Origin of the sequence: Bradyrhizobium sp. CIR48 (assembly GCF_014198315.1) — a bacterium.
Classification (GTDB): Bacteria; Pseudomonadota; Alphaproteobacteria; order Rhizobiales; family Xanthobacteraceae; genus Bradyrhizobium.
The window spans coordinates 379,697-399,125 of the sequence record NZ_JACIHG010000002.1; the positions used below are offsets into that span (position 1 = coordinate 379,697).

Genomic DNA, 19,429 nt, shown 5'->3' on the forward strand with positions numbered 1-19,429 from the left:
CGGCGAGGTCAACCAATCGCTTAGATGCGCGCCGGTCTCAGCAATCCTGGCTCGCTTAAGCAAGCCCTCACGTTCCTTGCCAGCGGGCAAGTGGCTGGCCCGCTCTTTGAGCTTAATGGCCTGTTCGGCCATTCGTTCTTCAAGGGAGCGGGTTTGCTTCACTCTTTTGCGGCGATCTCCCATGGCGCGGCCCCTCGAAAAGTTACCGACCACTCCAAAACTGGAAAAGGTAAGACCGGTTCCCATACCGGGTGAGCCTAGTCCATCGGATATACAAATTGAGAATGACGGTAAGTCCGATATTGGTCATTAGCGCCGCTTGGAAGGTCGGCCGGTTGCTTCCGGTCTAACCCAACGAACCGACAACGGAGGACGCCGCCCGAACCTCGCCCTCGTTGCTTTTCAGGCGCGGGACCGAACGGGCGAAAGAACTCGCGCCAACCGGGTTGTACGCTCGCCCCTTTGTCCAACGCGCTGACATTCGTTCTGTTAGCGCTTGTGATGTACATTGCCTACACCCACCATCTATCGCCGGTCTCGCCCTTCACCGCGCCGCTCGCAGTGCTGGTGCGGCCCGACGGGCACGTCGCCTGGGTGGGAGACGAGAACCAATCCGGGCTCGACAAGGCATTGATGCGGTGGTTCGGATCGGCTGCGGCGGCGTAGCGCCCGCTCCTGAATTGGGCGCCTAGGCGGCCCCAGATGTCCGATCGTCTCTCAGAGAGCACAAACAGCGGACATCATTGAAGGTCGCCGATGGGCCAGATGCCTGACGTCAGCTGTATGTCAGCCGGATTTGTTAGAGGTGTTATCTTCGGGTCGACTTCTGATATGGCGTACTCTCAAGCCTGTGAAAGTTGCTTCGTGAAAGACGTGACTTTAGGTCTCATGATTGATCTGGCGAAAGGCCCTGTTTCGATTAGATCGCAGGGCTTCTTTGCATTTGCCTTTAGATTTGTTGTCCTTCTCGGTCTCACCTGCGTCCTTGGCCTCGCCGCTGTTGCAAACTCACATAGTGGTGGTCTGCGCGCTATTTGCATCCTCGGCGCTTCTGCAGGGGTGTTCTTGCTCCTGTCAAGCTCCCTCGCAATTCGCTTCTACGCAAAAGGGCTTCCAGAACTAACGTTGACCTCCGAGGGCTTTATCTATCATCCGGTCTCACCAACGCTGGTGCGGTGGGCAGACGTGATATCTTGCTCTGTGGCAGCTATGGGACCAACGTCGTCCGCGAAGACTTTAGTGATCGTCCTGAAGCCTGGCATCATTGAACATCTCGAAATGCCTCGTCTCATGCGTTTGATGTATCTTCGTCAAAGCAGGTTTATGATCGGCGACGTTGACACGCCGATACGTGAGTTAGCTGAGGTATTCGAACGGCAGCGTAAGCTTGTGCAGGCTGCAAACACCAAAGTATGAAACGAGGATCCGCTTTGGGTCAGAAGCAGTAATGCTCTAGCCGACTAGAAGATTTCCGCTTGGCCCTCATAAACAGACATTCTTTTTATGAATACACGGCCTACGGCACGGAACGTCTCAGCGAAAAGAAAGCCCGCGGCACCCCGCGGGCTCGATCCGAACTCTTCCGATGATGCTATTCTGCGGGTGTTCTTGCCCGACGTGTCAAACGAACGATCCGACGGCATACTCACCGCTCCGCAACCTCAACCTCTACTCTGGTCGAAGCAACGGCCGTATCCACCGCGAAAACCACTCCTCAGCGTCACTATGCGGATTGCCTGGACCGTCCACTCCGAAGATCGGGGGTGGAATGACGTAGCTCGGCTCGTCGGCGAAGAGACCGATCGGCTTGCTGGGTTGCGGTTGCGCGCTGCCAGTGGTCGCCACGGTCCAGTTGCCGAACCGCTCGTTGAATTCCGTGGAAGGCAGCAGATACGGGACCGGCGCACTGCCGGACGTGAACACGCTGCCCGCGTTGGACTCATTGACGCGGGCGAGGCGCCGAACGTTTTCGGGCGCGACCGATCCGCCTGCAGGAGCGTCTGGTAATCTATCCACGTTTGCCGGCTTGGCAGGTACAGTGCCGCCTGGCGGGCCGGCCCAGCTGCCAAAGCGATCTGCAAAAGTGGTAGCGCGAGTCTCTGGATCGATCGAGGAAGCTCCGCCCACCTGCCGCCCAAATGTCGATGAAGCCGAAGAGCCGCGGCCACTGGCCGCGCTGTCGACGTTGAGTCCATTGCCGATGATGTTGAGCGGCGGCGCTCCTGTCGAGAACACTCCTCCGCTGGGAGCGGCGGCGCCTGTCATCGTGCCGGAACTGCTTTCCCCCGCAGTGGCAGCGCGCGTTAGCGCCAAGGCGCCCCCTATGGCAAGCAGCCAAGCGGGAATGGAGGGAGCCGCTATGCCGACAGCCGCCGCTCCAGCCAACCAAGGAAGCGCATTGTGCGCCACGGATGTGCCGCCGGCCAATGGGTTCTCGTAGAAGGGATGCGGCGTTCCGCTAGCCAGATCGTATTTAAAGATGAAGGGATCCTGAGGGACCGCCGTGGTGGGAGGTAGTTGTTCAAAACCTTGAGGATTGATCACCGGAAATCCTGGTACTCCCAACGTGGGAAGCGGATTACTTGGCGTAAATCCTTCCGGTCGATTCAGACCTTCTGTTGAAGGCGGGATAAAGCCGGGCAGTCGTACGTCGGCCGCGGGGGCGGCAAAGCCAGGCAGATCAGGGACAGGCCCAACAGGGGAGAAATGCTGCGAAATCCCTGAACTGGAGCCATATCTCTTCAAGAGCTCGATCTTGTCGGCGAGACTGAGGCCGCCGTCCGGCAAGAGGATGGGCGCACGCAGGGCGCCGTCCCATTGGCCAGCCGCATGGAGTTGGTCGACAGTGTCCTGCATCTGCTGAATGCTGTCTTGATTGTCTTTGGCATATGTCCTCCGGTTTGCGTACCAGTCTTCATTATTTTTGTTCGCTTCCTCCTGTGTCCTTCCCGAAGGTGTATTGGTAAGTAGATGCCCCCTTGCAAGCGCGTGCTTGGCCGCCGCGAGAAAGCCACTCATCTCGGCGTCCAGCTGATCAAGAGCAGCAGTGTCGCCTTCCTGAGCGGCAACAAAGGATGGGTGCTCCTGGAGTTCACCAAGAAACTTGCAAAATATTTTCCTGTAACTGCCGAGATGGCCGCCCGTATGAGGACTTGATCCCAGCCCTTGAGCTGCTTTTTGATTTGATGGCAGGCTCATCAAATTCTTGATGCCATCGAGCCTGAAACGATCACCCAAGACCTTGAGTGTGAAGTGGCCGGCAAGCTCCTGTAGCAAGATGTGATGGGTTTGTAACATGCTACCCTCTGGCATTGCGCCAATGCAATCATCAGCGGCGCGCCGAAACCTTCGGTGCCCGCATGCGAGGAGAAAATTGAATCGTGAGGTTTGCCCGCGTGCCTGTGTGTTCTGACGGGCGAAGCGGCAGCTAGCGGCCAATGGCGACGCCGTGAATGACGACGGTCCGCTCAATGCAATTGCCTGAAGTAGGCCTCTGCAACGACGTGGGCTAAGAATGCCTAGCTGCTACGGAAACGAGCCAATAAAAAAGGCTCGCGAAATACCGCGAGCCGACTTCTCTAGACCATACTACTCTGCCGGTGTTTTGCCCGACGTGTCAACGAACAGGCCACGACAACAGACACCGCAAATTATCCTGCACCATCGGACGATGAGCCGCAGACGAACCCGAGTCTCTCGCCTTTTTGGTCGGCGATCTTCTCCAAGTAGGACTTCAATATCGGCAGCCGCGGCACATCAGGTCAATACTTCGTCGTATCGGTGAATCCAATGCCCCTGATCCCCGCTTCCTTGCACGCATCCTTCAGGACTTGGTCGCAGACGACCATGGGATAAAAGGCGAGCCTGAAAATATGAGCCGCCCCGACGCTATCCTCTTTGAAGACAAGACTGCTTCTTCTACTCAGATTGTAAACCTTACGATCGGGCGTGCGATACTCGATCTCAAGAACCGATTTTGCTTCGTCGACAGCATCGAGAACCCTGACAATATCACAAAGCCAATAAGCTGGCGCCGCACGGCCATCCCGGTATTGGGTCTCGCATCTGACAAAACGAACTCCCTCCAGATCCAATGTTTCGAGAAGGCTCTTCATCCGGTCGGAAATGAGCCGGTAGTCATGAAAGAGCTCCCAGTCCGCGGGAGCGCGACCGAGAGACTTGTCGATGACAAGTCGCGGCGTTTCAGGGAAAGACACGAAGCCCCGCTCCCGCGGCGGAATGAGGACCAGGCGTCCGCCTGTGAGAGTTGCGAGATTGTCCATCTCCCATCCCGGCGCCGTGTGAAACCCGCCGAGGCCGACGACATAAAACTTTCGATTCTTTGCCTTGGCCCGGCGCCTCTTTGGTAGGGAATCGACCATCAATCTTCACTCATTTACGAAGGTTATTTCGTATTCCGTGGCAGTGTTCCGATGCCGCCCATCTAAGCAGAATCGTCCACACAGTAAAACACCGGCAGTCCGCCAAACGCATCGGAGCTCTTGTGACGAACCTGGATACGCTCGCTCGCGCTTGCCCCGATCGTGTCACCGTCCTTCACCACGCTGCCATGCTCGATCAGATACACGGCAAGCCCAACCACCTTGTCGAACAACGCCGAAAGCGTGAGCTTGCCGGTCACGAACTCGATCTCACGCCCGACGAAGGCGGACAGTCCCATCGTGACCGCGGCGATCTTCGAGCCTGTCCGGAACGGAAGAATGTCGACCCATAGCCTAAAGGGGTAATCAGGATACGGTGCGAACGAATCGCGGGACATCTCGCGCCAGAGATCGGCAGGCCGCGCGACCCGGCCCGCCCAGACCACGCCGCAGCACTCAGGCATCGTCGCAATCAACGCACCGATGACTGCGGTCGTGATGCGCGCGGCGACCAGCGGCTGTTCGCTCTTACCGAGCATCGATACGATCATATGACCTCGATGCCGGGCGGCCACCGCCTTGCTCTCCGGCCACGTCGTCGCAGCGCGTGCCCACAGTCCCTGGTCGTCCGGGATGGGTGCCGGCATCGACATCACGGCGACAAGCTCGTTGCCGCAACGAATGAGCGGCGAGTTTGCTCGAGCCTGCGGTGCACGCCCGTCGTCCATCGTCTCCGTTGCCAACTCCGGATGTCGGGCGTGAAGGACCTCTGCAACCGCTGACATGTCCGGCGTCACCGGATTATCCAATAAGACCAAAGCGAGAAGGGAGCTACTCATCGACTACCCCCGGAAATTTGGGGACGAGACGCGATCCGCTGCGCCGCTCGCCCAACAGTTGAAGTATTTCGACTACCTAGAACAAAACGGGAACATTGTCAACCAGCCTTTGTTTGCTTCATATTGTGCGGGCGCAATCCGAATGTCGGCACAGCTCCCAAACGGTCCCCCCATGTTCTCAATCCACCCCGACGATCTCACCTCCGAACCGACCCGCCGCCTGCTCGCGCTGCATCTCGCCGGCATGCATGCGAGCTCGCCGCCGGGCCATGTGTTCGCGCTCGACCTGTCGGGGCTGCAGGTGCCCGGGGTCACCGTGTGGTCGGTGCGCGAGGGCGACGACGTCGTCGGCATCGGCGCGCTGAAGGAGCTGGGCGATGGCGGCGCCGAGGTGAAGTCGATGCGGACCCACCCCGATCATCTGCGCCGCGGCGTCGCGGCGCTGCTGCTGGACCACATCGTGCGCGAGGCGAAGGCGCGCGGGTTGACCCGGCTGAGCCTGGAGACCGGAAGCGGCCCGGCATTCGAGCCGACGCTGGCGCTGTACCGCAAGCGCGGCTTCGTCAACGGCGAGGCGTTCGCCGATTACCAGGCGAGCGCCTTCAACCAATTCCTGCACCTTGCGCTTCGCGCCTGATCCGGCGCGCGGACGCCACGACGAGACACGGCTCCAGCAGATTGGCGCGGCCAGATAACGGGTGACGCCCGAGACATTTCAACTCAGATGGCAGCTCCGGCCAGCAAGAAAGTGCCGCCAAGTGCGACCATCACAAGTCCAGGCCAGTTCGATTTGATGCCGAAGCCGCCACCCGGCCTTTCAGGCTCCAGCGTGTCACGCCCCGAGCGAAGCCACCTTCCACCGCTGAATCGGCCTCGCCAGATGGGCTGAAACGCCATCTGGAGTATGCCGCCGAAAACAAGCAGCACACCAAGCCATATGAGGGTCATGCTCACCTCCTCTACCCGTGAACGCCGATAGTGCTGCACCGGAAACCCGGTCCCTTCAGCGTCTATCGGTGGCTCTCGGAATCAGACCGACCTTGAAAGCCGCCGGACGCACCAGCGCGCCGCGCGCAGGCTGGGGCTCGCACTCACCGAAGCTCAAGGCTATCTCCAAGCATCCCGCTTAGTCTTCGTCCGGCTCGCGCACGACCGGCGATTCGTCGGTCTGGTTCTCCTCCTCGTCTTGCTCTTCGTCCTCATCGTCTTCGTCGTCATCTTCTTCGTCGTCGTCAGGATCTCGAGGCGGCATCGTGTTGCTCATAACCGCGAAGACATGCCAGTCGATCCTGGCGGGGACCAGTTCGGGGCGTAGGGTCATGTTGTTGCTCCTCGGATGTGAGCCCTGGGCACTTTACCCCTTTTTCGGCGAGGCAGGTGACCGAGATGGTTCGCGTGCGAGCCAGAGCTTCCTTCCAGAGCTTCCTTCCAGAGCTTCCTTGGGGCCATCTTTCTCGCGCTCGGCACGAGCCATAGCCGTTTTGTCTGGGCGTGAGCTTGCGCGCCAACAGGATCGTGCTGCCTTCCGGTCCGGGGAGACTGAAAAGAGACAGCCAATCGGACGCATTTCCGTCGATCCGCCATGAGCGGACACGATGGCGTCGGTCCGGCAGTTCATTCGGAGCCAAGAGCCGCCCCTCCGCCAGCAGTTTGTCCCTTCTCGGCTCCGCCCGAAACGGTATCAGCGTCGAGATCCTGATGCTAGATTTCCTGGGTCATACCGAACAGGAGGACGACATGGCTGATAGCGTCTACAAGGTCATAGAACTGGTCGGTACCAGCAGCGACTCGTGGGAGAAGGCGGCCGCCAATGCGGTCGAGCAAGCAGCGAAATCTCTCCGGGATCTTCGCGTTGCAGAGGTCATCAAGCTCGACATGCAACTGGATGAAAACGGAAAAGTTGAGGCCTATCGCGCCAAGCTCAACGTGTCGTTCAAGTTCGAGGGCTCCTAGCCTCGGCACCTCGGCCCCCACTTGCGGGGCGAGGATGGCTGATTGGAAAGGCGCGTTGCGCGGGCCCAACGGTCGGTGTGACCCATCCAGAGGAGGCCCTAGTCCAACCAGGGCCGATGTGCTTTGATGCGTGGGGGCGTGTAGCGCGTGGTGGCCCCATGTACATGGTCATTCGCAAGTACGCCAAGGTTCGTTCGGTCGCGGACGCTGCTCGCCGCGCCAGGAGCGGCGTCGGCGAGATCCTAAGGCAATCGCACGGATTCAAATCTTACTATGTGCTGGATGCGGGCGACGGTGTTGGTATCGCTGTGATGATATTTGACGACTGCGAAAGCGCCAATGCAGCGAATGCCAAGATACTCGCGTTTGTTCAGGCAAGTCTGCCAGACCTCGATCTTGGAGTTCCCGAAATCACCACCGGCGAGGTTTTGGTGCACATGGAGCCCAATGGGTCCTCGGGCATAAAGTAGCCGCAAGCGCCGCCAGTTGCGTGGGAGCGCCGCCCTCTTTCTGATGTCGTCGAATTTCGAACCCTTCGCGTTGTAGCGAACGGAATGCGTCTCATTCATCCGCACATGGTCATCGCCCAGGGTGATCCCATGGGCGGTCCAACCGCATACCGTCCGATCAAGTGCGCTACCTGGTTTTGTAGCAGAATGGCCGCAGGAGAAGCCGATCATGACTGACGATCAGGTCAATCTCGTCGTTCAGCACCTTTGCGAGCAATTGCACCTTGCGCTCCGATTGAAGAACAGCGAGGCACATCCACCAAATGCCAAGGATATTGGATTTGATGCTGCCTCTGTCAGAACTGTATTGCTGACCGGGTTGCGTTCGGCGGATGTCACGATCCGCCACGAAGCAGCCGGGGCGAGCGAAGAGCCGCCGTGGTCCTGAACGCAAAACGCGGGACAGAAGCTCAGCGTCAATGTCTCAGTTGGGTCATTCGCGACGGGACCAGACCGACAGCAAGTCCAGCGATGTCCATTGTGCCGCCGGAAGCGGAAGTAAATTCAGAGCGGGCATCAGTGGCCGGATTCGACAAGCACCCACGCGTCAGCCGGTATCCGCGTCCGGCTCCTGCTTTTTCGGAGGCGCCTCTGTTGTCTTGCGTCCCAGAAACGTATCGGGCGGCGACTGCTTCAGCAGCTCGCGGGCCTCGCGCAAAAGCTGTCGCATGTATTCTGCCTGCTCATGATCGGCAGGCAACGGCCGATAAACCCGCATCGGTATGCTCCTTCGCTTTGCAGGCGGGAGCACGCTGGGTCTCTCGGCCACCGACGCCTACGGACAAATCCTTGGCCGGTGATGTCTTGCAAACGACCAGAGGTCGCTTTGGTTCAAAAGTGAACTTAGCTCTTGTGTCGCACTCAAGATGAGTAAGTGGCTCAAATGACTGAACTTGCACCCGAAAATTTAATTTGCGGACATACCAAATGATACAGACTCGGCGCCGCCGGCGGCGTAGCGTTAATTCATCACCGCAAGGCTCGTGGCATTTATCGGTGATGAGAACGCCAGTTTGCGCTCCCGCCTCCGCGAACAGGGAGATGCGCCATGCTGACGCGGCGTCGTTTCAAACAGACCAGGACTCTCAGCGAAAGACTCGCCGACGAAGCCACGCGCTGTCGCGAGGAAGCGCGCGCGCTCGCGCCGGGGCGCCGCCGGGAGATGCTGCTGCGCCGGGCGCGGCAGGACGAAACGGCCATGCAGATCGAGGCCTGGCTGCGCTCCCCCGGCCTGAGGGCACCGACATGATGCAGCAATATCGCGCTTATCTCGTCGGCGAGAACGGGGTCTTCCGCTCCGCCGAAGCGTTCGAGGCTCCGTCGGATTCCTCCGCTCTCAGCTTCGCACGACAGTACACCCGTCATGGCAAGGTCGAGGTGTGGCAGCTCGGCCGGAAGATCGCCGTGCTGGATCCCGAGCCGTCGCCGCCGGACGCGTTGACGCGTCAATGATCGCGTGATGGCGATCGCGAGGTCGGAGTCTCGATCTCGAACCAGAATGTCAGCTGCATGACGGGACCGCTGGCGTCGCGAACGTCGATCGCCATCGTCTGCCTGCCGCCCGTGGGCGGCGCGGAAAGAACGGCATCGCGTGCCATGTCGGCAAGCGACTTGGCGGCCTCGGCCCGAACGGCGCGCGGGCTGGCCAATTCCAGCCCTTCCTCGTCGAGCGCAATTCCCTGGTGGTCGCGAAGGTCGAAGTAATAACGCGGCATCGTTGCATCCTTTGCCCTAATAGGCCCGGGACGGGCAAAGGTTTCCAAATGCGACGAAAAATTCGCTTGGGATCAACGGGTTCCGGGAACGCCGCCGAGGTCGATCCGGCAGGACGGGGACTTTGCCTGGCTGCGCGGCCCCCCTATTCCTCCGCAAGCTTGTGCTCGATATAGGCATCCACCGTCTCGGCGAACGAGCGCTGCACGCCGACCGCCACATCGTGCTGGTCCAGTGCGTCGCGCTGGAGCACGCGCAGGCCGCGCCCGCGTGCGCTGAGCGGCGCCGTGTTCAGATACTGATCGATGGCACCTTTGGCGAGCGGGATGGCCTTGGGATCGCCCCTGGCGATCAGGAGCCTGAGCAGGCTCTGGCATTCGGCCAAACCTGGCATGGGTTCAGCCTCTCACCTTTGCTGCGATTTCGGCTTCGGCCGCTGCACCGGCTGGGTGTGGGTGCCGAACAGCGCCAGCAGGAACGCGACTTCTTCCTTCGAACCGATCTGGATCATGACTGTCTCTCCTCTTCGCTCCGTTGGTCGGGACGAGCGGGCGCGGAGTTCAGGACGATCTGGTTTCAGCAATGTTTCAGCCGTGTTTCGTCGGACGAGGGGCTCGGGGTGCCGCCTGCTTGAGTACAGAATTGAACATGGTCACCGCGAGGTCGTCTGCGCGGCAAGCGGACGAGGCGTCACATACAATAAGCCCGCGCGGATCGCTCCACGCGGGCTTTTGCTGACGCTTTCGCAACCTCACTCGCAAGGGGGCCGTGGACGCGCCAGGCCCCCTCGGCATCCATTCTCAGTGCATGTGGCCAATCAGATAAACGCCGCCACCGAGCACGATCACGGCCGGGACGGCCAAAGCAAAAGTACAGGCATCTGTCCTTCTCAGTTCGACGTGCAGACCTTGACGGTCTTCATGCCGGCCTCGGCTTCAGTCCTGGTCTTGTACACGGTGTCACCGCTGACGACGGTCGTTTCCGTGGTCGTCGGCTTCGCCTCCGTGATCGTGCACTTCTTGGTCTTGACGTCCTGCACCACGTAGAACGACTGCGCGAATGCGGGAGCCGCAAATGACGTCAACACGGCAGCGGCAATGATGGTCTTGATGTTCATCGTGTCCTCCTCCAGCAGTCCGGTCATCCGGATCTGTCTTCTTCAAACATACAAAATTACCACTTGTTCCCGATCGTGCCTGAACCGACAGCCGCCGCCAGCGTTGGTGCGAAAACTGGAGGCGTCGATGCTGGATATGAGACTTGTCACGACTTCGCTGGCGATGCTGATTGCACTCTTGTCCGTGGCTCTGGCCGAACCCGCCGGGGATCAAGCCCGGCCTGCTGGTCAAGGCTCCGCTGAGGCTCGTCCGATCCGCGTCATCCTTCCCGCACCTTGGGAGCCCGCCAGGACGCAAGCCGACGCACAATCGTCGAAGTGACGTGGCCGCCGTTCAATCACATCCGGGCCTTCGAACTAGCGGATTTCACAGGCTTGCGCCTCTGAATGACAAGCCGCAAGGCGATGCCGTGCTGCCAGGCACGCACTCTCACCGCCGCTTCGCTTCGATTGAGCTCGCTTGCAATCTCGTCCGGCCGCCGGCCTGCTTCGGCCAATGCCTTCAATCGCTCGTGGTCTTGCGCCGTCCATTTCTTCAGCAGCGGGTAGTCAGATTGCATGATGGGAGCTGTCTCGATTTCCCGGCGACAATGGGCCGGAGCAGTTGAAGTTCCGAAGGCGAAAAACCAGTTAAGCCGCATGGGAGCGACCCCAGGCACCTCCGGGGCTGGACGCGGGGAGCGAAAATGCCGGGGCCGCCAGCGCGCCAACTCAACGCGCGCGCTCCGGCCATCATCCGCCCCTCACGCCTTCGTGCCGTATCAGTTGATGCGGCGGCTGAAATAAATCTGCCAACGGCATCCGCACGGCGCGCATAAACGGGACAAACTGGCAGACGTTCCTAATCTGGTTCGATGCACACGCACATTTCGCGCGAGACAGGCTGCGGCACTCGGCATCTGCAAACGGAAGCAACCAATTCGAATCTCACTTGTTGTCGCCGGCACTTTCACCTGCTGGAGGACAAAAAAATGCGACGTCTTACTCTACTTGCCACGACCATGCTGCTGCTCGGAGCGGTGCCCGCCAGCGCGCAATCGCAGCCTGCCCAGAGTGGGCCGGGCAACAACGCCGTCAACAGCTCGGACCAGAACAACTCGAACAAGCCGGTCGCCGGCCGCAACAGCTTCACCGAGGGGCAGGCCAAATCGCGGATCGAGGATGCCGGTTATTCCAACGTCTCCGGCCTGCACAAGGACAACGAAGGCGTCTGGCGCGGCAAGGCCGACAAGGCCGGCAGCAAGAGCGACGTCAGCGTCGACTTCCAGGGCAACGTGAACCCCACCAAGTAACAAGCAATCACGAGGAGACCGAACAATGACAGTCACCATCTCACGTCTTTACGACAATTACTCCGATGCCGAACGTGCCGTGACCCGGCTCGAAGGCGCCGGCGTGCCGCATTCCGATATCAGCATCGTCGCCAACAATTCGGACAATTGGTACGGTTCGCGGTCCGGCAAGGTCGACCGCGATCGCGACGGCGTCGACGATCGCGCTGAAGGCGCCGGGACCGGAGCCGGCATCGGCGCCGGCCTCGGCGGCGCAGCCGGCCTGCTCGCCGGGCTCGGCCTGCTGGCAATCCCCGGCCTCGGGCCGGTCGTCGCGGCAGGCTGGCTCGCCTCGACCGCTGTCGGCGCGGCTGCCGGCGCGGCCACGGGCGGCATCGTCGGCGCCCTGACGCAGGCCGGCGTCTCCAGGGAAGATGCCTCGCGCTATGCCGAGGGCATTCGCCGCGGCGGCACGCTGGTGTCCGCAAGGGTGCCCGACCAGGACCGCTCACGCCTCGATGCGCTTCTCCACGATAAGTCCGTGAACCTTCAGGATCGCAGCGCGGCCTGGCAGAAAGCCGGCTGGACCGACTTCGATGCCGCAAGCCCGCCCCTGTCTCCCGAGGACATCGGCCGCGAGCGCGAGCTCTACGGCGTGGGCACGCGGCGATAGGTCTCCACACACACGATAAAGGCCCCGCCATGCGGGGCCTTTTTCTTGCCGAGAGCCGATCTTCATACGAGGCTACGCATCGGTTCGGCAGTAGCAATCGCGAGACGTTTCCTGCCACTCCACCGCGCTTCGGTTGGCGGTTGTTGAGGCGCTTCACCGCGTGGGTCTGCTCCAGTTCTCTTCATCACCTGCTCGGCTACAAGCACGCGCATGCGCAATTCTTCCAGCGCGGCGAGTTGTAAAACTAGCACTTCAACTCGTTCATGAAGAAGTGCGACATCGTGTGCGCAGCCAAACGGATGCATTGTCAGCCTCCACGTTTTCGGTATTTCATAATTTGGCCCAGCGCTGGACCAGCGGGAAATTCTGGCAATTCCGGCGGGGGCGCGCACTTACATTCAGCAAGGTGCACCGCACTAATGAATGCCTGTTCCTGCTCCGGAACAAGGCGATCCGTGCGTTTTCCGACATTTGACTCAAATGCAACCTACCGAATTCGGCAGGATGCAATCTCTTCGCGCCATGCTGGGACATGTGCTTGCGCGAATGCAATCGGGAAAGCGTCGGAGAGATTGCCATGTACTACGTCGCCGCTGCATTGCTGGTGCTGTCGGGACTGTTCTACTCCGCGAGCCATCATGAGATCGGCTCGTTGGGCGTCACCATGTGCAGCTATGGCGGCGCGTTCTGCGATAACCCGCTGATCGTCTTTTCCGGAGCGGCGCTGGCCGCCGCATGGGGCATGTTCGTCAGCGTCAAGTAGCGCGGCCGACGTCCTTCATCCCCAACGTTCAAAGTCCCGCCGCCGACACAAGCAGCCTCGCGGACTAACTTGCGAGAATCTGGGATGCGGGAATTTTTGCGATGATGGCAATCTACACCTGTTTTGCCCGACAGTCAAGTCGACTTAGCATTATCAGAAATCGATAGGACGCCCGCGCGGCGAGGAACTTTCGTTTCCCGATTAGCATTTGCATAAAAGCACCCGCCCCGACGAGGTCCCCTTCATGAGTAGCGACAGCGCTCTCACGCCGACGAAATCCGCGCCGACGCTGCTGCAAAGGCTGGGGCCGGGCCTCATCACCGGAGCTGCCGACGACGATCCCTCGGGCATCGCCACCTATTCGCAGGCCGGCGCGCAATTCGGCTACGGGCTGCTGTGGACGGTGTTTCTGACCACGCCGTTCATGATCGCCATCCAGCTCGTCAGCGCGCAGATCGGCCGCGTCACCGGCAAGGGGCTCGCCGCCAACGTCATGAAGGTCGCGCCGCGCTGGGCGGTGCTGGCGTTGGTCGCCATGCTCGTTGCCGCCAACACGTTCAACATCGCCGCCGACATCGCCGCGATGGCCGAGGCGCTTTCGCTGGTCATCGGCGGCCTCAACCACGAGCACGCGCTGATCTTCGCGGCGGGCTCGACCCTGCTCCAGGTTTTCCTGCCCTATCGCCGCTATTCGCCGGTGCTGAAATTCCTCACCCTGGCGCTGTTCGCCTATGTCGCGACCGCCTTCACCGTCGAGATCCCGTGGAGCACGGCGCTGCTCGCCGCGGTGTGGCCGAAGGCCAATGTCAGCGCCGACTATTTTCTGATGGTCGTCGCCGTGCTCGGCACCACCATCAGCCCCTATCTGTTCTTCTGGCAGGCCTCGCAGGAGGTCGAGGAGATGAACCAGGGCAAGCGCGACAAGCCGCTTCGCGACGTCAAGCGCGGCGCCGGCCCGGAGCTCGCGCGCATCAGGGCCGACACCATCTCCGGCATGCTGCTGTCCAACGGCATCGCCTTCTTCATCATCCTCACCACCGCATCGGTCCTGCACGCCAACGGCGTTACCAGCATCGGTTCGGCGACGGAGGCGGCCGAAGCGCTGCGGCCGCTCGCCGGCGACTTCACCTTCGCGCTGTTCGCGCTCGGCATCATCGGCACCGGCCTGCTCGCCATCCCCGTGCTGGCGGGCTCGGCCGCTTATGGCGTCGCAGAGATCTTCGGCTGGCGCGCCACGCTGGAGGCCAAGCCCGATGAAGCGGTCGGCTTCTACACCATCATCGCCGCGGCAACGCTCATCGGCTTCGGCCTCGGCTTCACCGGCATCGACTCCATCCACATGCTGGTGTGGAGCGCGGTGCTCAACGGCATCGTCGCCGTGCCCATCATGGCGATGATGATGCTGATCGTGTCGAGCCGCGCGATCATGGGCCGCTTCAGGGCCCGGTCATGGCTGATCGCGCTGGGCTGGCTCGGCACCGCGCTGATGGCGCTGGCCGTGCTCGCTCTGCTCGGCTCGTCGGTGATCGGTCGAGGCTAGAGCGGCGACAACGCCACCGAGATCTGCGAGGCGGCTCCATCGTGAGCAGCGAAGTTACGGCGTCACGGGGTTGACGGTCGGCGACGTCTTGGGCCCCGGCCGCGACGGCTCGATCGGCGATTTCGGTTTGGTCGGGAGTACCGCAGCACCAGCCGCCCGTGCCGCTTCTCCCGTGGTCGCATACATCGCAATATGGGCCGGCTGGGTCTTGGCGCGGCTCCAGGGGCCGTGATCGACAATCAGCATTGCCGCAATCGTCACGCCAGCCACGATCAGCGCGATCACACCGGGATGGCGGAGGGCGGCAGAAATGGAGCTCGCGAAACGAGTGTTTGTCATCGAAAGATCCGCTGTTGTCCTCATGCAGGGTTAATTCAATGGCGCCCCTCCCGGTTCCCCCGCCCCCTTGGGGACGGGCGGTTCCACCCTGCAGAGGCCACGATCCTGCGGTCGGGAAATCGACCCGGCCCGGCACCGCATTGCCGAACCGAGTGAATAGTTTCACGTGGCTGAGTGTGAAGCGCCGCAGCAGGCGGCCCCGATGGTGGGTCGGCATGAAAAGGGCCTCCAAATGGAGGCCCTCGATCTCGATAACGTTTCGTCCTGTCAGTTGTAGTCCGAATATTTGAACTGCGGGAGTGCCTTCAGCTGCTCCTTGTTTCCGCTCATGACGGCGTGATCGGGGACCCAATCATTGGTGTTGCGGGTCGTGGCGTTGGTCGAAGCCGCGCCGGTCGTCGTCTCGCGCGGGGTGGTCGAAGTGCTGGTCGAGCTGGTCCGGACCGGCTCTTCCACGAACTTCAGTTTGTCCATCGAAACGGCGATATCGTGCTCGCCCATTCCCAGGAAGCCGCCGATGCCGATCACCACTGCGTTGATCTTGCCGCTCTTGTCGACGAGCAGTTCGTTGATGTCGCCGAGCTTCTCGTTGGCTTCGTTATAGACGTTCAGGCCCATGAGCTTCGAGGCGCGCCAATTGTCCTTGAGCATCATCTTATCGGCCGGCTGTGCGGTAGCAGCCGGAGCCGCTCGATCAGCCGGCGGCGTGGATTGCGCGAACGCAGCGCCGCCGATCAGAGCGCTGCTGATCAGAGCCGCGGCGAAAGTAATTTTCATCATCGTCTCCTCCAGTGAGTCAGCATCCAGATGGATGCATGGCCGCCAACGCCTGGATATTCCACTTGTTCCCGGTTGGGTACTCCGGGAGCGGAGCCGCAAGCCCGGCGATCCGATCTAGCTCCCGAACATGATGCGCAAGGCGATCACGATCACCGCCGAGACGAGAAAGGAAATCGCCAGCAGCGTCCAACTCGGCCTTGTGCTTCCGCGGGCCACGCGGGCAACGAGCATCCTCATGTCGTCAACATTCGTCCTTGGGAAGCCGGTGCAGGTAGGCTATCCCGAAGCTGGCGAGTTCTTCGGCATCGCTTTCGCGCTCTTCCCATCTGCAAAGAAGGCCGGGCTCCGAACGGGCGCGGCCTTTTCCTTTAGATCACTTGCGAAGTTTTCCGCTCACCACCATCCGCCGGAAGACGGGTCGTGCCGCTCGAAGGCAAGCCGTCGCTCGGGTGTCCGTTTCGATGATTTGGCCGAGCGCTTCGGATGCGTACGTGCGGAGACGCGGAGGGCCGGTTCTTTCTTGATCTGGCCGGAGGGTGCTGCAGGCATGGCGGCCATGGCTTCACGGATTTGCTGCCGCGGTTCTTCAGAAATCGGATCGGCCTGCGCGATCTCAAGCATCTCGGCGCGCGGCCGCGTATCGAATACGATCTTCTCCGGTAGCATCCTTGCCGATGCGATCCGGATGATGGTTCTGTCATGATCTGCCGTCGCTGCAGGCTCGCCCGGAGCCGGCAAATACCGGTCGGCAGCGAGCAGCAAGGTCAGCAGGACCCCGCCGACGAAGACGAAGTATCGAATGATCGGCATGACAGCCGCTCGCAAACAAGAATAAGGGGAAGGTATTGGGCGGGGCCGTGGTTGCGGGAGGCGGGCCGCCTGCTCAGCGACCCGCCTCCCGGGACTTAGTCGATCTCTTGGACGACCGTGCGCGTCGACGGATCGACCAGCATCACGCGTTCGCCCGAGTAGACGTAACGATACCTGGTGAGCGAGGGGCCCCAATCGGCGGGCACGGCCTCGAGCTCGACCTCGCGCGGCACCGGCTGGCCGACCACGATTTTCTCTCGGGTCTGCACCGGGCGCACCTTGTGTTCGGTCACGTAGGTACGGATCTTCGTGCGGTATTCCGGCTCGATCTGCACGGCGGCGGCATGGCCGGTGCCGGTGGTGGTGACAACGGTCGACTGCGCCAGCGCGCCGGTCGAGATCAGCGCAGCAGCCGCGCACGTCAGCATCATCTTCTTCATGGGTATCTCCTCACCGCAGGACGCGGCGCTGCGAGAACCCGCGAATTGGTGACAAGGTTCCAAGAGATTGCCACTTTCTCCCGATCCGCTGCGACCTCGCAGGCCGGAATTTGGCTGAAGGCAATCGGTCGGCGTTCGCTAAGGTCGCACCGCCGGCGGCGGCGCAGCGGGTTGCTGCGAAGGTGCGGCGGGCGGCTTGGGCTGCTCCGCCGGCGCAATAGAATCTCCTCCGCCGTGTGGCACACAGGTGCCTATGTTGCTCAGCAGTCTTTTCGCCTCGAGATCGCGGGCTTTCCTGTAGTCGCTACGGCGGTCGATTCTCGCTGCGGCCACACGGTCCCAGGCATCGAACGCATCGGCGTAGTGCTGTCGCATTTGCGCTTCGGCGGACAGGCAGTCACTGAACTTGTCGAATACGAGATCGGTATTGACGGGGGCGACGCCACCCACGAGGACCACAAGCATCCATTTCATGGTGTCCGCCTACGTTCGCGCCCGCGCATCGGGAACGTGTTATGTCGGCAAAGTTCCGGCCGGGTCACCAGCCGATCTCTCTGACAAAACATACCGATGCGCCCCGAAGGAGAGAGAACTGCGTGCACCATCGATATCCAATCTGCCGGAGCAGAAAAAGGCCTCAGCTCGCGGGGAGATCGGGGGCGTTCGAACTGAGGCCATACGGGGTCGCCCTTGGGGAAGAGCACCGGGAAAACTTGGCAATCGAGGGAATGTTCCGGCCCAATTTTGAAGGCGCGAGGTCCGCGGCAAGAAGCTCGATTGGTTCCAGGTCGACGGCATCACTCGCCCGGAGCGATCGCGTTGCTCGGCGTCGGTCGGTCGGTGATCTGCTGGCCGAACAGGCTGCCGATCAGCTCGACCGCCGTACGCGCGGTCCGGCCACGCTCGTCCAGGAAGGGATTGAGCTCGACGATGTCGACCGATCCGACCACGCCGGAATCGTGCAACAGCTCCATGATCAGGTGTGCTTCACGATAGGTCGCTCCACCCGGCACCGTGGTGCCGACGCCCGGCGCCACGCACGGATCGAGGAAATCGACATCGAAGCTGACATGCAGCACGCCGTTGCTCGCCTTGACCCGCTCGATGACGCGCCGGATCAAGACGGCGACGCCGAACTCGTCGATCTGGCGCATGTCGACGACCCTGATCCGGCGCGCGCGCATCAATTCGTTCTCGAGCTTGTCGATCGAGCGCGCACCGAACAAATCGAGCCTGTCAGGGGTAATCGAAGCGCGCGGATCGTCGCCGAGCAGGCCGTCAAGGCCGGGCTCACCACACAGGAACGCGGCCGACATGCCGTGCATGTTCGCAGTGATCGTCGTCTGCGGCGTGTTGTAGTCGGCATGGGCATCGAGCCAGAGCACGAACAGCTCGCGTCCACGCTCCCGCCAATGACGCGCCATGGCATTGACCGATCCCATGGACAGCGTGTGATCGCCGCCGAGAAAGATCGGCAGCGCGCCGGTCTTCGCAATCTCATAGCCTTTGCGGCTCAGAACGCGCGTCCAGCGCTGGATCTCGCGGTAGTGATTGGCGCTTTCCGGTGGCCTGTCGGTGAGGTCCCCGACTTCGGCCACGGAAAGATCGCCGTAGTCGACGACCTCGAAATCCAGACTTTCGAGCACTGTCGCAAGGCCTGCGGTGCGCAGCGCTGCGGGGCCCATCAAGGTGCCGCGCTGCGAAGCCCCCATGTCGATGGGAGCGCCGAGCAAGGCGATGTGCCGGCCTCGATCCGTCATGGTCCGATCGGTCACGGCTGTCTCCTGACATCAGCAAGCCACCGCCAGCCTAACAGAGATTCGCACCCGTCGTTTCCCGGGGAAGATCCGCCGTGGTCGTCCTATCGTCCGGAACAAAATCCCGCGCGCTGAATTGCCCATCCAAGGCCGGCACCCGCCGTAAACCACGGCGCCTGTCGCGGATAGCCAAAGGTCATCAAGACCCGCTGTTCAGAACGAGCGCTCGCGCGGATAGCCAAAGGTGCCGGCCCATCGTCAGGTCTGGAGGTCGCGCACTTGAGCACGGAGATACCGCAATCCACCTCGCAACCCGGCATGGCCGAACGTGCCATCGATACCGCGGCGGACGTCTCCCGCACGGTGGGTGAAGTCGCCGGAGGCCTGCACGCAGCGGTCGATCGTCTCACCTCTGCAATCGAGCAAGCACGAAAGCCCGGCGGGGCGCTCGCGACGGTCGCAGCGATCACGCGCGAGGCGCCGCTTGCGAGCCTGTTCGTCGCTTTCCTCTTCGGGGTCGCGGTCGCGCGGCGGCGATAGAAC

At 61.5% G+C, this 19,429-nt stretch carries 29 protein-coding genes and 1 pseudogene; 13 read left to right on the plus strand and 17 right to left on the minus strand.

The genetic code is table 11. The annotated features are described in order from the left end of the window. Positions 1-549: 549 nt before the first annotated feature. Both GGD66_RS08140 and GGD66_RS08145 read left to right on the plus strand, forming a co-directional pair. Positions 550-666 (plus strand): annotated as a pseudogene (locus tag GGD66_RS08140) (hypothetical protein); the annotation flags it as partial. A gap of 198 nt (positions 667-864) precedes the next feature. Continuing rightward, on the plus strand, positions 865-1,416 hold the full coding sequence (locus GGD66_RS08145; RefSeq protein ID WP_183257358.1) for a hypothetical protein: 552 nt from the start codon (positions 865-867) through the stop codon (positions 1,414-1,416). 252 nt (positions 1,417-1,668) lie between these two features. Here the strand turns inward: GGD66_RS08145 and GGD66_RS08150 are convergent, their stop codons facing one another. The 3 genes from GGD66_RS08150 to GGD66_RS08160 form a co-directional block, all read right to left on the minus strand. Beyond that, positions 1,669-3,297, minus strand: coding sequence for a hypothetical protein (locus tag GGD66_RS08150; RefSeq protein ID WP_183257359.1), 1,629 nt, complete (start codon positions 3,295-3,297; stop codon positions 1,669-1,671). Between the two features lie 464 nt (positions 3,298-3,761). Continuing rightward, entirely contained in the window at positions 3,762-4,382 is a 621-nt protein-coding gene (locus tag GGD66_RS08155) for an imm11 family protein (RefSeq protein WP_183257614.1), read from the minus strand. A 62-nt stretch (positions 4,383-4,444) separates the two neighbouring features. Continuing rightward, positions 4,445-5,221, minus strand: a complete 777-nt coding sequence (locus tag GGD66_RS08160) for a DUF4261 domain-containing protein (RefSeq protein ID WP_183257360.1) — start codon at positions 5,219-5,221, stop codon at positions 4,445-4,447. Positions 5,222-5,393: 172 nt separating this feature from the next. On the opposite strand from GGD66_RS08160, the gene GGD66_RS08165 reads away from it, so the two are divergent. Further along, positions 5,394-5,858: a GNAT family N-acetyltransferase gene (locus GGD66_RS08165; protein WP_183257361.1), complete on the plus strand. Its 465-nt coding sequence runs from the start codon at positions 5,394-5,396 to the stop codon at positions 5,856-5,858. 83 nt (positions 5,859-5,941) lie between these two features. Here the strand turns inward: GGD66_RS08165 and GGD66_RS08170 are convergent, their stop codons facing one another. Both GGD66_RS08170 and GGD66_RS08175 read right to left on the minus strand, forming a co-directional pair. Beyond that, positions 5,942-6,169, minus strand: coding sequence for a hypothetical protein (locus tag GGD66_RS08170; protein ID WP_026202141.1), 228 nt, complete (start codon positions 6,167-6,169; stop codon positions 5,942-5,944). Between the two features lie 178 nt (positions 6,170-6,347). After that, positions 6,348-6,542: a hypothetical protein gene (locus GGD66_RS08175; protein WP_179735699.1), complete on the minus strand. Its 195-nt coding sequence runs from the start codon at positions 6,540-6,542 to the stop codon at positions 6,348-6,350. A 176-nt stretch (positions 6,543-6,718) separates the two neighbouring features. On the opposite strand from GGD66_RS08175, the gene GGD66_RS41985 reads away from it, so the two are divergent. The 3 genes from GGD66_RS41985 to GGD66_RS08190 all read left to right on the plus strand — a co-directional run bounded on the left by GGD66_RS41985 (position 6,719) and on the right by GGD66_RS08190 (position 8,071). Further along, the gene (locus GGD66_RS41985) at positions 6,719-7,174 is read left to right on the plus strand and encodes a dodecin family protein (RefSeq protein WP_283814460.1); all 456 of its coding nucleotides are present in this window, start codon (positions 6,719-6,721) and stop codon (positions 7,172-7,174) included. Positions 7,175-7,332: 158 nt separating this feature from the next. After that, positions 7,333-7,644, plus strand: a complete 312-nt coding sequence (locus GGD66_RS08185) for a hypothetical protein (protein ID WP_092261766.1) — start codon at positions 7,333-7,335, stop codon at positions 7,642-7,644. A 208-nt stretch (positions 7,645-7,852) separates the two neighbouring features. Continuing rightward, the gene (locus GGD66_RS08190) at positions 7,853-8,071 is read left to right on the plus strand and encodes a hypothetical protein (RefSeq protein ID WP_143109132.1); all 219 of its coding nucleotides are present in this window, start codon (positions 7,853-7,855) and stop codon (positions 8,069-8,071) included. 159 nt (positions 8,072-8,230) lie between these two features. Here the strand turns inward: GGD66_RS08190 and GGD66_RS08195 are convergent, their stop codons facing one another. Further along, positions 8,231-8,401 (minus strand): hypothetical protein, encoded by a 171-nt coding sequence (locus GGD66_RS08195; RefSeq protein WP_183257362.1) that lies wholly within the window; start codon positions 8,399-8,401, stop codon positions 8,231-8,233. Positions 8,402-8,731: 330 nt separating this feature from the next. On the opposite strand from GGD66_RS08195, the gene GGD66_RS08200 reads away from it, so the two are divergent. Together GGD66_RS08200 and GGD66_RS08205 are read left to right on the plus strand one after the other, a co-directional pair. Next, complete coding sequence (locus GGD66_RS08200) at positions 8,732-8,932, plus strand: hypothetical protein (protein ID WP_018319196.1); 201 nt, start codon at positions 8,732-8,734, stop codon at positions 8,930-8,932. Beyond that, positions 8,929-9,135 carry a hypothetical protein gene (locus tag GGD66_RS08205; RefSeq protein ID WP_018319195.1) on the plus strand — a complete coding sequence of 69 codons (207 nt, stop codon included), beginning with the start codon at positions 8,929-8,931 and terminating at the stop codon, positions 9,133-9,135. Before GGD66_RS08200 ends, GGD66_RS08205 begins: the two co-directional genes overlap by 4 nt. Here GGD66_RS08205 and GGD66_RS08210 read toward each other — a convergent pair. From GGD66_RS08210 to GGD66_RS08225, 4 genes are all read right to left on the minus strand, one after another. Continuing rightward, positions 9,129-9,398 (minus strand): DUF6894 family protein, encoded by a 270-nt coding sequence (locus GGD66_RS08210; RefSeq protein ID WP_018319194.1) that lies wholly within the window; start codon positions 9,396-9,398, stop codon positions 9,129-9,131. The genes GGD66_RS08205 and GGD66_RS08210 overlap by 7 nt on opposite strands. A gap of 143 nt (positions 9,399-9,541) precedes the next feature. Next, on the minus strand, positions 9,542-9,790 hold the full coding sequence (locus tag GGD66_RS08215) for a hypothetical protein (protein WP_018319193.1): 249 nt from the start codon (positions 9,788-9,790) through the stop codon (positions 9,542-9,544). A 495-nt stretch (positions 9,791-10,285) separates the two neighbouring features. Then, a complete protein-coding gene (locus GGD66_RS08220; protein ID WP_091965624.1) occupies positions 10,286-10,513 on the minus strand; it encodes a hypothetical protein in 228 nt (75 codons plus the stop codon). A 338-nt stretch (positions 10,514-10,851) separates the two neighbouring features. Continuing rightward, on the minus strand, positions 10,852-11,154 hold the full coding sequence (locus tag GGD66_RS08225; RefSeq protein WP_246785859.1) for a hypothetical protein: 303 nt from the start codon (positions 11,152-11,154) through the stop codon (positions 10,852-10,854). 330 nt (positions 11,155-11,484) lie between these two features. Here GGD66_RS08225 and GGD66_RS08230 point away from each other — a divergent pair, with 330 nt between their 5' ends. The 4 genes from GGD66_RS08230 to GGD66_RS08245 all read left to right on the plus strand — a co-directional run bounded on the left by GGD66_RS08230 (position 11,485) and on the right by GGD66_RS08245 (position 14,760). Beyond that, positions 11,485-11,805: a hypothetical protein gene (locus tag GGD66_RS08230; RefSeq protein WP_018319188.1), complete on the plus strand. Its 321-nt coding sequence runs from the start codon at positions 11,485-11,487 to the stop codon at positions 11,803-11,805. 25 nt (positions 11,806-11,830) lie between these two features. Beyond that, on the plus strand, positions 11,831-12,457 hold the full coding sequence (locus GGD66_RS08235) for a hypothetical protein (RefSeq protein WP_018319187.1): 627 nt from the start codon (positions 11,831-11,833) through the stop codon (positions 12,455-12,457). Positions 12,458-13,034: 577 nt separating this feature from the next. Next, positions 13,035-13,220: a hypothetical protein gene (locus GGD66_RS08240; protein ID WP_183230304.1), complete on the plus strand. Its 186-nt coding sequence runs from the start codon at positions 13,035-13,037 to the stop codon at positions 13,218-13,220. A 244-nt stretch (positions 13,221-13,464) separates the two neighbouring features. Further along, positions 13,465-14,760: an NRAMP family divalent metal transporter gene (locus GGD66_RS08245; RefSeq protein WP_183257363.1), complete on the plus strand. Its 1,296-nt coding sequence runs from the start codon at positions 13,465-13,467 to the stop codon at positions 14,758-14,760. A 54-nt stretch (positions 14,761-14,814) separates the two neighbouring features. On the opposite strand, the gene GGD66_RS08250 is transcribed toward GGD66_RS08245, so the two are convergent. The 7 genes from GGD66_RS08250 to rocF all read right to left on the minus strand — a co-directional run bounded on the left by GGD66_RS08250 (position 14,815) and on the right by rocF (position 18,904). Beyond that, positions 14,815-15,099: a hypothetical protein gene (locus tag GGD66_RS08250; RefSeq protein ID WP_018319184.1), complete on the minus strand. Its 285-nt coding sequence runs from the start codon at positions 15,097-15,099 to the stop codon at positions 14,815-14,817. Positions 15,100-15,366: 267 nt separating this feature from the next. Next, positions 15,367-15,879 carry a PRC-barrel domain-containing protein gene (locus GGD66_RS08255; protein ID WP_183230306.1) on the minus strand — a complete coding sequence of 171 codons (513 nt, stop codon included), beginning with the start codon at positions 15,877-15,879 and terminating at the stop codon, positions 15,367-15,369. Positions 15,880-15,993: 114 nt separating this feature from the next. Continuing rightward, entirely contained in the window at positions 15,994-16,116 is a 123-nt protein-coding gene (locus GGD66_RS41990; protein WP_283814461.1) for a hypothetical protein, read from the minus strand. A gap of 156 nt (positions 16,117-16,272) precedes the next feature. Continuing rightward, the gene (locus GGD66_RS08260; protein WP_183230307.1) at positions 16,273-16,689 is read right to left on the minus strand and encodes a hypothetical protein; all 417 of its coding nucleotides are present in this window, start codon (positions 16,687-16,689) and stop codon (positions 16,273-16,275) included. A gap of 95 nt (positions 16,690-16,784) precedes the next feature. Then, complete coding sequence (locus GGD66_RS08265) at positions 16,785-17,129, minus strand: DUF1236 domain-containing protein (RefSeq protein ID WP_183230308.1); 345 nt, start codon at positions 17,127-17,129, stop codon at positions 16,785-16,787. A gap of 138 nt (positions 17,130-17,267) precedes the next feature. Continuing rightward, on the minus strand, positions 17,268-17,603 hold the full coding sequence (locus GGD66_RS08270) for a hypothetical protein (RefSeq protein WP_183257364.1): 336 nt from the start codon (positions 17,601-17,603) through the stop codon (positions 17,268-17,270). A 323-nt stretch (positions 17,604-17,926) separates the two neighbouring features. Beyond that, positions 17,927-18,904 (minus strand): arginase, encoded by a 978-nt coding sequence (rocF, locus tag GGD66_RS08275; RefSeq protein WP_183257365.1) that lies wholly within the window; start codon positions 18,902-18,904, stop codon positions 17,927-17,929. 261 nt (positions 18,905-19,165) lie between these two features. On the opposite strand from rocF, the gene GGD66_RS08280 reads away from it, so the two are divergent. Continuing rightward, complete coding sequence (locus tag GGD66_RS08280; protein ID WP_018319177.1) at positions 19,166-19,426, plus strand: hypothetical protein; 261 nt, start codon at positions 19,166-19,168, stop codon at positions 19,424-19,426. Positions 19,427-19,429 lie beyond the last annotated feature (3 nt).

Coding starts and splice junctions, on each gene's coding strand:
- GGD66_RS08195 (WP_183257362.1), bottom strand. CDS start 8,401: ATGCGGGTTTATCGGCCGTTGCCTGCCGATCATGAGCAGGCAGAATAC.
- GGD66_RS08170 (WP_026202141.1), bottom strand. CDS start 6,169: ATGACCCTCATATGGCTTGGTGTGCTGCTTGTTTTCGGCGGCATACTC.
- GGD66_RS08220 (WP_091965624.1), bottom strand. CDS start 10,513: ATGAACATCAAGACCATCATTGCCGCTGCCGTGTTGACGTCATTTGCG.
- GGD66_RS08235 (WP_018319187.1), top strand. CDS start 11,831: ATGACAGTCACCATCTCACGTCTTTACGACAATTACTCCGATGCCGAA.
- GGD66_RS08230 (WP_018319188.1), top strand. CDS start 11,485: ATGCGACGTCTTACTCTACTTGCCACGACCATGCTGCTGCTCGGAGCG.
- GGD66_RS08200 (WP_018319196.1), top strand. CDS start 8,732: ATGCTGACGCGGCGTCGTTTCAAACAGACCAGGACTCTCAGCGAAAGA.
- GGD66_RS08165 (WP_183257361.1), top strand. CDS start 5,394: ATGTTCTCAATCCACCCCGACGATCTCACCTCCGAACCGACCCGCCGC.
- GGD66_RS08270 (WP_183257364.1), bottom strand. CDS start 17,603: ATGAAATGGATGCTTGTGGTCCTCGTGGGTGGCGTCGCCCCCGTCAAT.
- GGD66_RS08205 (WP_018319195.1), top strand. CDS start 8,929: ATGATGCAGCAATATCGCGCTTATCTCGTCGGCGAGAACGGGGTCTTC.
- GGD66_RS08240 (WP_183230304.1), top strand. CDS start 13,035: ATGTACTACGTCGCCGCTGCATTGCTGGTGCTGTCGGGACTGTTCTAC.
- GGD66_RS08265 (WP_183230308.1), bottom strand. CDS start 17,129: ATGAAGAAGATGATGCTGACGTGCGCGGCTGCTGCGCTGATCTCGACC.
- GGD66_RS08255 (WP_183230306.1), bottom strand. CDS start 15,879: ATGATGAAAATTACTTTCGCCGCGGCTCTGATCAGCAGCGCTCTGATC.
- GGD66_RS08225 (WP_246785859.1), bottom strand. CDS start 11,154: ATGCGGCTTAACTGGTTTTTCGCCTTCGGAACTTCAACTGCTCCGGCC.
- GGD66_RS08150 (WP_183257359.1), bottom strand. CDS start 3,297: ATGTTACAAACCCATCACATCTTGCTACAGGAGCTTGCCGGCCACTTC.
- GGD66_RS08175 (WP_179735699.1), bottom strand. CDS start 6,542: ATGACCCTACGCCCCGAACTGGTCCCCGCCAGGATCGACTGGCATGTC.
- GGD66_RS08160 (WP_183257360.1), bottom strand. CDS start 5,221: ATGAGTAGCTCCCTTCTCGCTTTGGTCTTATTGGATAATCCGGTGACG.
- GGD66_RS08190 (WP_143109132.1), top strand. CDS start 7,853: ATGACTGACGATCAGGTCAATCTCGTCGTTCAGCACCTTTGCGAGCAA.
- GGD66_RS08260 (WP_183230307.1), bottom strand. CDS start 16,689: ATGCCGATCATTCGATACTTCGTCTTCGTCGGCGGGGTCCTGCTGACC.
- GGD66_RS08185 (WP_092261766.1), top strand. CDS start 7,333: ATGTACATGGTCATTCGCAAGTACGCCAAGGTTCGTTCGGTCGCGGAC.
- GGD66_RS08215 (WP_018319193.1), bottom strand. CDS start 9,790: ATGCCAGGTTTGGCCGAATGCCAGAGCCTGCTCAGGCTCCTGATCGCC.
- GGD66_RS08250 (WP_018319184.1), bottom strand. CDS start 15,099: ATGACAAACACTCGTTTCGCGAGCTCCATTTCTGCCGCCCTCCGCCAT.
- GGD66_RS08245 (WP_183257363.1), top strand. CDS start 13,465: ATGAGTAGCGACAGCGCTCTCACGCCGACGAAATCCGCGCCGACGCTG.
- GGD66_RS41990 (WP_283814461.1), bottom strand. CDS start 16,116: ATGAGGATGCTCGTTGCCCGCGTGGCCCGCGGAAGCACAAGGCCGAGT.
- GGD66_RS08155 (WP_183257614.1), bottom strand. CDS start 4,382: ATGGTCGATTCCCTACCAAAGAGGCGCCGGGCCAAGGCAAAGAATCGA.
- GGD66_RS08210 (WP_018319194.1), bottom strand. CDS start 9,398: ATGCCGCGTTATTACTTCGACCTTCGCGACCACCAGGGAATTGCGCTC.